This is a genomic window from Methylobacterium sp. WL116 (genome assembly GCF_008039455.1).
Taxonomy (GTDB): Bacteria; Pseudomonadota; Alphaproteobacteria; order Rhizobiales; family Beijerinckiaceae; genus Methylobacterium.
Window position 1 is genome coordinate 1 of sequence record NZ_VRUV01000187.1, and the last position, 8,021, is coordinate 8,021.

General features: G+C 72.2%; 12 protein-coding genes. 8 read left to right on the top strand and 4 right to left on the bottom strand.

The features are described 5' to 3' along the window. A partial coding sequence (locus FV223_RS14575; RefSeq protein ID WP_147727718.1) for a glycosyltransferase occupies window positions 1-495 on the top strand: 495 nt, incomplete at its 5' end. A gap of 5 nt (window positions 496-500) precedes the next feature. Next, window positions 501-836: a lipid-A-disaccharide synthase N-terminal domain-containing protein gene (locus FV223_RS14580; protein WP_147727719.1), complete on the top strand. Its 336-nt coding sequence runs from the start codon at window positions 501-503 to the stop codon at window positions 834-836. An 85-nt stretch (window positions 837-921) separates the two neighbouring features. On the opposite strand, the gene FV223_RS32440 is transcribed toward FV223_RS14580, so the two are convergent. Next, window positions 922-1,056, bottom strand: coding sequence for a hypothetical protein (locus FV223_RS32440; protein WP_279593313.1), 135 nt, complete (start codon window positions 1,054-1,056; stop codon window positions 922-924). Between the two features lie 222 nt (window positions 1,057-1,278). Here FV223_RS32440 and FV223_RS14585 point away from each other — a divergent pair, with 222 nt between their 5' ends. Next, on the top strand, window positions 1,279-1,893 hold the full coding sequence (locus tag FV223_RS14585; protein ID WP_147727720.1) for a pyridoxamine 5'-phosphate oxidase family protein: 615 nt from the start codon (window positions 1,279-1,281) through the stop codon (window positions 1,891-1,893). Between the two features lie 7 nt (window positions 1,894-1,900). Here FV223_RS14585 and metC read toward each other — a convergent pair whose 3' ends face one another. Both metC and FV223_RS30435 read right to left on the bottom strand, forming a co-directional pair. Continuing rightward, window positions 1,901-3,088, bottom strand: a complete 1,188-nt coding sequence (gene metC, locus FV223_RS14590; RefSeq protein WP_147727721.1) for a cystathionine beta-lyase — start codon at window positions 3,086-3,088, stop codon at window positions 1,901-1,903. Between the two features lie 86 nt (window positions 3,089-3,174). After that, window positions 3,175-3,348 carry an Rmf/CrpP family protein gene (locus FV223_RS30435; RefSeq protein WP_187273697.1) on the bottom strand — a complete coding sequence of 58 codons (174 nt, stop codon included), beginning with the start codon at window positions 3,346-3,348 and terminating at the stop codon, window positions 3,175-3,177. Between the two features lie 85 nt (window positions 3,349-3,433). Here FV223_RS30435 and FV223_RS14595 point away from each other — a divergent pair, with 85 nt between their 5' ends. From FV223_RS14595 to FV223_RS14615, 5 genes are all read left to right on the top strand, one after another. Then, window positions 3,434-3,706, top strand: a complete 273-nt coding sequence (locus FV223_RS14595; protein WP_147727722.1) for a hypothetical protein — start codon at window positions 3,434-3,436, stop codon at window positions 3,704-3,706. Window positions 3,707-3,827: 121 nt separating this feature from the next. Further along, a complete protein-coding gene (gene rarD / locus FV223_RS14600) occupies window positions 3,828-4,733 on the top strand; it encodes an EamA family transporter RarD (RefSeq protein WP_147727726.1) in 906 nt (301 codons plus the stop codon). Between the two features lie 50 nt (window positions 4,734-4,783). Next, complete coding sequence (locus tag FV223_RS14605; RefSeq protein ID WP_147727723.1) at window positions 4,784-7,150, top strand: response regulator; 2,367 nt, start codon at window positions 4,784-4,786, stop codon at window positions 7,148-7,150. 93 nt (window positions 7,151-7,243) lie between these two features. After that, window positions 7,244-7,450, top strand: coding sequence for a hypothetical protein (locus tag FV223_RS14610; protein WP_147727724.1), 207 nt, complete (start codon window positions 7,244-7,246; stop codon window positions 7,448-7,450). Between the two features lie 13 nt (window positions 7,451-7,463). Next, a complete protein-coding gene (locus FV223_RS14615) occupies window positions 7,464-7,742 on the top strand; it encodes a hypothetical protein (protein ID WP_147727725.1) in 279 nt (92 codons plus the stop codon). Window positions 7,743-7,752: 10 nt separating this feature from the next. Here FV223_RS14615 and FV223_RS14620 read toward each other — a convergent pair. Beyond that, the coding region (locus FV223_RS14620) for a P1 family peptidase (protein ID WP_187276144.1) at window positions 7,753-8,021 on the bottom strand (269 nt) is incomplete at its 5' end.

An 8,021-nucleotide genomic window follows, 5' to 3' on the forward strand; every position in this document is an offset into this window, starting at 1 on the left:
GTGCGCAGCGGGGTCGCGGCGGCCGCCGGCCCGATCGTCGCGACGCTCGACGGCGACGGCCAGAACGACCCGGCCTTCATCCCCGTCCTGGTGGCGGCGCTGGAGCAGGCGGGCGAGGGGACGGGCCTCGCCCAGGGGCAGCGCAAGGGCCGCAAGGACGGGCGCTTCAAGATGATCCAGTCCCGCATCGCCAACGGCGTGCGCGGGCGGATCCTCAACGATTCCACCCGCGACACCGGCTGCGGCCTCAAGGTCTTCCGCCGCGCGGTCTACCTGCGCCTGCCGTACTTCGACGCCCTCCACCGCTTCATGCCGGCGCTCGTGGTGCGCGAGGGCTTCGCGATCGTGCACCGCGACGTGGTCGACCGCCCGCGCTTCACCGGCGTCTCGAACTACGGGCTGTTCGACCGCCTCTGGGTCGGCCTGCTCGACTTGGCCGGCGTGTGGTGGCTGATCCGCCGCAAGCGTCCGACGCCCGCCGTCACCGAGGTCTGATTCCGATGCTGATCCAGTTGGCGCGAGACCTGCCGGACTACTTCTACGACGTGTTCGTGACGCGGTTCGACTTCTGGCTGGTCTTCGGCATCGTCGCGCAGCTGGTCTTCGGCTCGCGCTTCATCCTGCAATGGATCGCCAGCGAGCGGGCGGGCCGGAGCGTGATCCCGCTGTCGTTCTGGTTCCTGTCGATCGCCGGCGGAATCATGACCCTGGTCTACGGCTTCGTGCGCCGCGAGCCGGTGATCATCATCGGCCAGGGCCTCTCGACCGGGATCTACCTGCGCAACCTCGCCCTGATCTTCCGCAACCGGCGCGGAACCGAAACCAAGGCGGGCTGAACCGGCATTCCCGCGCCCGAGCCGACCGGCCCAAGGCCGGTGCCGGACCGAGCCCTGCCGCGTCGCAGCCGGGTCCGCTCGGGGATCAGCGCCGCAGCGAAGACGGCCGCGGCAGCTGCCAAAGGTCGTCGTGGGACTCGGAGAACCGGGCGAGATGCCGATCGGCGTAGAGGCAGAGGAAACCGAGGGCGCAGGGCAGCCCGAACAGCAGAACCATCATCCACGGCATAGCGTCGACGTCTCATCTGAGAGCGGAAGCCGCGCGGCTCTCGTCGACGCGGTGCACAATGGGTAATGCATGTTAGGAACGCGTCAAGGCATCCTAGGACACGACGCCTAGTTTTGGCACCACAGCGTTAAGCGTGCGACGCCGCGATGCCGCGCTTGATCCCCCGTCGCGCCCGTGCTCGTCTCGCCCCACCCACGCGCCGTTCGGAGCCCGATGCCACAGGACGATGCCCGCCACCCGCTCCCGCCGTTCCACGACGACCTCGACGCGGCCTTCGCCGAAGCGTGGCGGCTGCTGGCGGACGGGGTCGCGCAGGGACGGAGCGCGTTCCACGCCCCGAGCTTCGCGACGCTGGACCAGGCGGGCCGCCCGCGCAGCCGCACGGTGGTGCTGCGGGAGGCCGATGCCGCGACCGGCACCCTGCGCTTCCACTGCGACCGCCGCTCGGACAAGGCGGCCGAGGTCGCGGCCAACCCGGCCTGTGCGCTCCACGCCTACGACCGCGCGGCGAAGATCCAGATCCGGATCGAGGGCAGCGCGGGTCTCCACGTCGACGATGCCGTGGCGGACGCGGCCTGGGACGGCTCGCGGGCGATGAGCCGGGTCTGCTACGGCATCGCGCCCGCGCCCGGCACCGCGCTCGATGCCGGCGGCGGCTACGCGGTGCCCGACGAGGCGGCGGCGCTGACCGTCGGCCGCCCGAACTTCGCCGCCGTCCTCGTCCGCGCCGACGCCCTCGACTTCCTCTACCTCGACCGTCGCGGCCATCGCCGCGCCGGCTGGCGCCGCGACGGGGAAGGGTGGCGGGGCGAATGGCGGGTGCCGTGAGGGCGCCTCAGGCCGCCGCCCGCAACCGCGCGAACCCGGCGTCGAGATCGGCCTTCAGGTCCGCGACGTCCTCGAGCCCGATGTGGAAGCGCAGGGCGGGACCGCCGGGGGCCCACTGCGTCGCCGTGCGGTAGGGCCTGCAGTCGAAGGGAATGACGAGGCTCTCGAAGCCGCCCCAGGAGAAGCCCATCCCGAACAGCTCCAGGCCGTCGAGCATCGCGGCGAGGGCGGTCTCCGAGACGGGCTCGAGGACCACGCCGAACAGGCCCGATGCGCCGGAGAAGTCGCGCTTCCAGATCGCGTGGCCGGGATCCTCGGGCAGGCCGGGATGGAGGACGCGCAGCACCTCCGGCCGCTCCTGCAGCCAGCGCGCCATCTCGAGGCCGGCGCGGCCGTGCTCGCGCAGCCGCAGGTTCATGGTGCGCAGGCCGCGAAGCGCCAGGAACAGGTCCTCGGGGCCGGCGCAGGGGGCGATCTGGTCGAAGGTCCGCCGCACCGCCGGGAAATGCGCGGCGTTGGCCGAGGTCAGGCCGAGGAGCAGGTCGGATCCGCCGCTGAGATACTTGGTCCCGGCCTCGACGGCGATGTCGACGCCGCGCGCGTGCGGCGGGAACAGCAGCGGCGTCGCCCAGGTGTTGTCCATGATCACGGTGCCGCCGCGGGCGTGGACCGCGTCGGCGATCGCCGGCACGTCCTGCATCTCAAAGCTCTGCGAGCCCGGCGCCTCGACCAGCACGGCCTTGGTGTTGTCGCGCATCAGCCCGGCGATGCCGGCGCCGACCAGCGGGTCGTAATAGGTCGTCTCGACGCCGAAGCGGGCGAGCAGCCCGTCGCAGAAGATCCGGGTCGGGCGATAGGCGGAATCGGTGACGAGCAGGTGGTCGCCGGCCGAGACCGAGGCCATCAGCGCGACGGTGAGCGCGCACAGGCCCGAGGGCGTCGCCACCGTGCCGGCAGCGCCCGCCACCTCGCTCCAGGCATCGGTCAGCGCGTCCATCGTCGGCGTGCCGCTGGTGCCGTAATTGTAGCGGCCGCGCCGGTGCACGATGTCGTCGTAGGTCGGGTACAGCACGGTGGAGCCGCGATAGATCGGCGTGTTGACGAACCCGTGCTGCGCCGACGGATCGCGCCCCGCATGGACGAGGCGCGTCGCGACCCCGAACGACTCGGCGGTCTTGGACGAAGGCTTGGACATGGGCGCTTTGGCTCTCGGGCTGCGATCGGACGACGAAGCCCGGCAACCCGGCGGAGGTCAAGCGTGCGCCCGGGCCGCCCTTTCGGTCAGCCGGCGTCCGTGACGGTGGCCTCCTCGTAGGCCTGCAGCCAGGCGGTGCGCTCCTCCGAGCCCTCCGCGTAGGGGCAATCGTCGATCGGCTTGCCGTAGAGGCGGGCGTTGCGGCCCTGGATGAACGGGCTGTCGCTGGCGGTGGCCTGGGCGTTCGCTTCGGGTTTCATGGGATCTCCCTGTGAGGTGTCCCTTCGTTAACGGCCTTGGGCCATCCTCGGCTCCGTCGTCGTTCGCGTTGCCGGAACCCGTCGCTTGCGTATCCTGCGTCTCCTCGCCGCCGGCGTCTCGGCCGGCGCCTCGATCCTCGTGATCGGGTTCGTCTGCGCCGACCGGCTGGCCCACACGGTGCCGAGCCCGGTCGCCCGCATCGTCCTGCCCGAACCTTCGGCGACCGGATCGATCCCGGCGCCGGAGAAGCCGGTCGCGGCCGTGAAGCCGGCGCCGGCGAAGATCCCGAACGGGTTCGACACCGAGCGCCTGAACGCGCTGATGCGCGGCGACCCGATCCTGCCGACGAAGCGCTGACGGCGCGGGCGGGGCGGATGCCTGACCTGCGCCGCCGGGCCTGACCGAAGCGGCCGGCGCGGGCTAGATCGCCAGGACTTCTCCGCGCCGGATGCCGGCGGACGCGATCGGGACGGACACCGTGGGCCTCGTCTACGCGCTCGGCGCCTATCTGAGCTGGGGCCTCGTCGTCCCGGTGCATTTCCGGCTGCTCTCGGGCTTCTCCCCGAGCCACATCCTGGCGGTGCGCATCCTGTGGTCGTGCCTGTTCGCGGTCGCGCTGGTGCTGCTGTGGCGCAACCGGGTGCGCACCCCGTTCCCGTTGCGGCCCCGACACGCGCTGCTCTTCGTCTCGGCCGGGCTGATCGGCGTGAACTGGCTGCTGTACCTGCAGGCGGTGAACAGCGGCCACCTGCTCGATGCGAGCCTCGGCTACTACATCAACCCGCTGGTCAGCGTGGCGCTCGGCGCCGTGGTCCTGCGCGAGCGCCTGCGCCCGCTGCAGCGGGTCGCCGTCGGCATCGCCGCGGCCGGGGTCGCCATCGCCGTTGTGCTGGCCGGCACGTTGCCGCTGGTGGCGCTCGAGCTCGCGATGAGCTTCGCCCTCTACGGCCTGGTGCGGAAGGTGGTCGGGGTCGACCCGGCGGTCGGGTTCCTCGCCGAGACGCTGATCCTGACGCCGGCGGCCTTCGTCTGGGTGCTGCTGTCGCCCGAGCCGGCCCTGCCGCCCGATCCGCGGGACTTCGCCCTGCTGGCGCTGACGGGGGTGACGACGGCCCTGCCGCTGATCTGGTTCGCGGCGGCCGCAGACCGCCTGCGCCTCGCGACGCTCGGCCTGATGCAGTACATCGCCCCGACCTGCCTGCTGGCCTTGAGCGTCCTCGCCTATGGCGAGCACGTGGCGCCGCACGCGATCCCGATGTTCGGGCTGATCTGGCTGGCGCTGGCGCTCTACGCCTTCGACCTTCTCCGCGCCGGCCGGGCGGCGCGAGCGCATGGCGTGCCGGGCGAAACCGCCGCGCCGAACCCGGGCGCGATGCGTGTATAAGGCCGCTTCGTGCCCGGCATCCGCCGCGGGAAGCCAGTCCGAGTGTTGCGATGAGTGATCCCAGCGAGCCTGCCACGGTCACGCAGGCCGACTACGAGAACCTCGCCGAGGCGCTGCCGCAGCTCGCCTGGATCGCCACCGCGACCGGCGACATCATCTGGTACAACCGCCGCTGGTACGACTACACCGGCACGACCCTCGCGACGATGCGCGGCTGGGGCTGGCGCGACGTCCACCATCCCGACCACGTCGAGGCGGTGACGGAGCGCTTCAAGGCGGCGATCGCCGGCGGCGATGCCTGGGAGGACACCTTCCCGCTGCGGGGCAAGGACGGCACCTTCCGTTGGTTCCTGTCGCAGGCGATGCCGCATCGGGACGCGGCGGGCCGGATCCTGCGCTGGTACGGCACCAACACCGACATCACCCACAAGCAGGAAGCCGAGGACCGGCTGCTGCAATCCGAGGAGCGGTTCCGGGCGCTCGTCGACGCCTCCACGGCCGTGATCTGGAACACCGACGCCGCCGGCGCCCTGCTGCCGCCGCAGCCGCGCTGGAGCGCCTATACCGGCCAGTCCGAGGAGGCCTTCCAGGGCTGGGGCTGGATCGACGCGGTCCATCCCGACGACCGGGCGCATGCCGCCGAGGTCTGGGCCGGCTGCATCGAGGCGCGCACGCCCTACGCCGTCGACTACCGCCTGCGCCGGCACGACGGGCAGTGGCGCGACATGGAGGTGCGCGGCGTGCCGGTGCTCGCCGCCGACGGCTCCTTGCGCGAATGGGTCGGCTCCAACACCGACATCACCGACCGGAAGGAGGCGGAGGCCGAGGTCGAGCGGGCGCGGCAGGCCGCGGAGGCCGCCAACCTCGCCAAGAGCCAGTTCATCGCCAACATGAGCCACGAGCTGCGCACGCCGCTCTCGGCGGTGATCGGCTACTCGGAGATGCTCGGGGAGGAGCTTGAGGATATCGGGCAGGCCGCCCTGCTGCCCGACCTGCGCAAGATCGAGGCGGCGGCCCGCCACCTGCTCTCGCTCATCAACGACGTGCTCGACATTTCCAAGATCGAGGCCGGGCGCATGACCGCCTCGGCCGAGCACTTCACCGTCGCCGACCTGATCTCGGACGTCTCCGACGCCACCGGCTCGCTCGTCGAGAAGAAGGGCAACCGCTTCGTCCTCGACCTCGCCGACGACCTCGGCGCGATGCACCAGGACCAGACCAAGATCCGCCAGTGCCTGCTCAACCTGATCGGCAACGCGGCCAAGTTCACCGAGAACGGCACGATCACCCTGAAGGTCGAGCGCCAGCGCGAGGCCGGCGCCGACTGGTTCGGCTTCTCGGTGGCCGATACCGGGATCGGGCTCACCGAGGAGCAGATCGGCCGGCTGTTCGAGCGCTTCGCCCAGGCCGACGAATCGACCACGCGGCAGTTCGGCGGCACCGGCCTCGGCCTCGCCATCACCCGCGCCTTCTGCCGCACCATGGGCGGCGACATCGGCGTGACCAGCGTGCCCGGGCAGGGCTCGACCTTCACCCTGCAGCTGCCGGCGATCCTGGCGGTCGAGGACGAGGGGCAGGTCGCGGCCGAGCTCGCCGTGCCCGCGCCGGTGCACGCGCACGAGGAGCACGACGCGGTGCTGCTCGTCGACGACGACCCGGCCGCGCGCGAGCTGCTGCAGCGCTTCCTCGAACGCGAGGGCTTCCGCGTCCGCACCGCCAACGACGGCCGGGCCGGGCTGACGCTGGCGCGGGCCTTGAAGCCGCGCGCGATCCTGCTCGACGTCGAGATGCCGCGCATGGACGGCTGGGCGGTGCTGCACGCCGTGCGCAACGACCCGGAGCTCGCCGGCATCCCGGTGATCATGACCTCGGTGGTGGCCGAGCAGGGCCTCGGCCAGGCGCTCGGCGCCACCGACTACTTCGTCAAGCCGATCGACTGGGACCGGCTCAAGGGCCTGATGGACCGCTACCGGCCGGAGGGCGTCGAGGCCCGCGTCCTCGTCGTCGACGACGACGCCGATGCCCGCGAGCGCCTGCGCCGGACGCTCGCGCGCGACGGCTGGAGCGTCGACGAGGCCGAGAACGGCCGGGCGGCGCTGGAGCATTTCGAGGCGCAGCGCCCGAACTTGATCCTGCTCGACCTGATGATGCCGGAGATGGACGGGTTCGGGTTCCTGCGCGCGCTGCGGGCGCGGCCCGACGGCGACGTGCCGGTGGTGGTGCTGACCGCCAAGGAGATCACCGACGCCGAGCGCAGGAGCCTCCAGGCCCAGGCGGACCGGGTGATCGAGAAGGGGTCCTTGAGCCTCGCCGAGATCGGCCGGCAGTTGCGCGTGCTCTACGCGCGCGAGGTCTCCGCGCCGGTGCCGAAGAGCATGCAGGGGCTCCTCGACGCGCTCGCCGCGCAGGAGCGCTAGCGCGCGGATCGGCGCACCGGCGGAACCTTCCGCCGGCCCGTCCCTTTGCAATCCCGGCACGCGCCCGTCGCGGCGGGGCCTTGGAGCGCGCCCATGAATCCCATCGTCGTCGTCGCCCTGATCTGCGCCTCGTCGGTCCAGGTCCAGGATTGCAGCCGGGACAACGCCCTCGACGTGGTGACGGGCCCGGCCCACACCCTGCAGGAATGCCTGATCCAGGGCCCGGTGCTGGCCGCCAATGCCGGCCTCGGCAACGGCAAGGACAGCTACGTGAAGACCCGCTGCGAGCCGCGGCGCTGAGGATCCCGCCCCGATGAGCGACGACGTCGATCCCGAGCGGGCGGTGATGATCCGGCTGCGGGCCCGCCTCGCGGTGGTCGAGCGTGCGGCCTGGTTCGGGATGGTCGACGCGATGCGGACCCGCCCGGCCGAGGTCGAAGCCTACATCGCCGCCGAGCGCGACAAGTGCGCGACCGGGTTCGCCGGCCCGAAATGGGCACGCGACCTCACCGATGCCGAGCGCGCGATGCTCGGAGCGGAGGTGGATGCCGGCCTCTCGCAGTTGCTGCAGGACGCCCGCGACGAGGCCTAAGCCCGCCGCCCTACGCGCCCGATCCGAACCGGTCGCGCCAAGCCGGCGGAAGGCCGTGCGTTCCGGGCAAGGACGCCGCCGCGTACACCCCGATCGCGACGGCACGGGCCAGCACCTGGGCCGCCATGTTGCCGAGGCGCGCCAGGTCGCCGATCGGGTCCGCCGGCGCCACCGCCCCCGTCGCGACGGAGAACACCACGTCGCCGTCGAGGGGCGTGTGCACCGGCTGGATCGCCCGCGCGAGGCCGACCTGCGCCGCCACCGCGAGGCGGGCCCGCA

Coding starts and splice junctions, on each gene's coding strand:
- FV223_RS14580 (WP_147727719.1), top strand. CDS start 501: ATGCTGATCCAGTTGGCGCGAGACCTGCCGGACTACTTCTACGACGTG.
- FV223_RS32440 (WP_279593313.1), bottom strand. CDS start 1,056: ATGATGGTTCTGCTGTTCGGGCTGCCCTGCGCCCTCGGTTTCCTCTGC.
- FV223_RS14585 (WP_147727720.1), top strand. CDS start 1,279: ATGCCACAGGACGATGCCCGCCACCCGCTCCCGCCGTTCCACGACGAC.
- metC (WP_147727721.1), bottom strand. CDS start 3,088: ATGTCCAAGCCTTCGTCCAAGACCGCCGAGTCGTTCGGGGTCGCGACG.
- FV223_RS30435 (WP_187273697.1), bottom strand. CDS start 3,348: ATGAAACCCGAAGCGAACGCCCAGGCCACCGCCAGCGACAGCCCGTTC.
- FV223_RS14605 (WP_147727723.1), top strand. CDS start 4,784: ATGAGTGATCCCAGCGAGCCTGCCACGGTCACGCAGGCCGACTACGAG.
- FV223_RS14610 (WP_147727724.1), top strand. CDS start 7,244: ATGAATCCCATCGTCGTCGTCGCCCTGATCTGCGCCTCGTCGGTCCAG.
- FV223_RS14615 (WP_147727725.1), top strand. CDS start 7,464: ATGAGCGACGACGTCGATCCCGAGCGGGCGGTGATGATCCGGCTGCGG.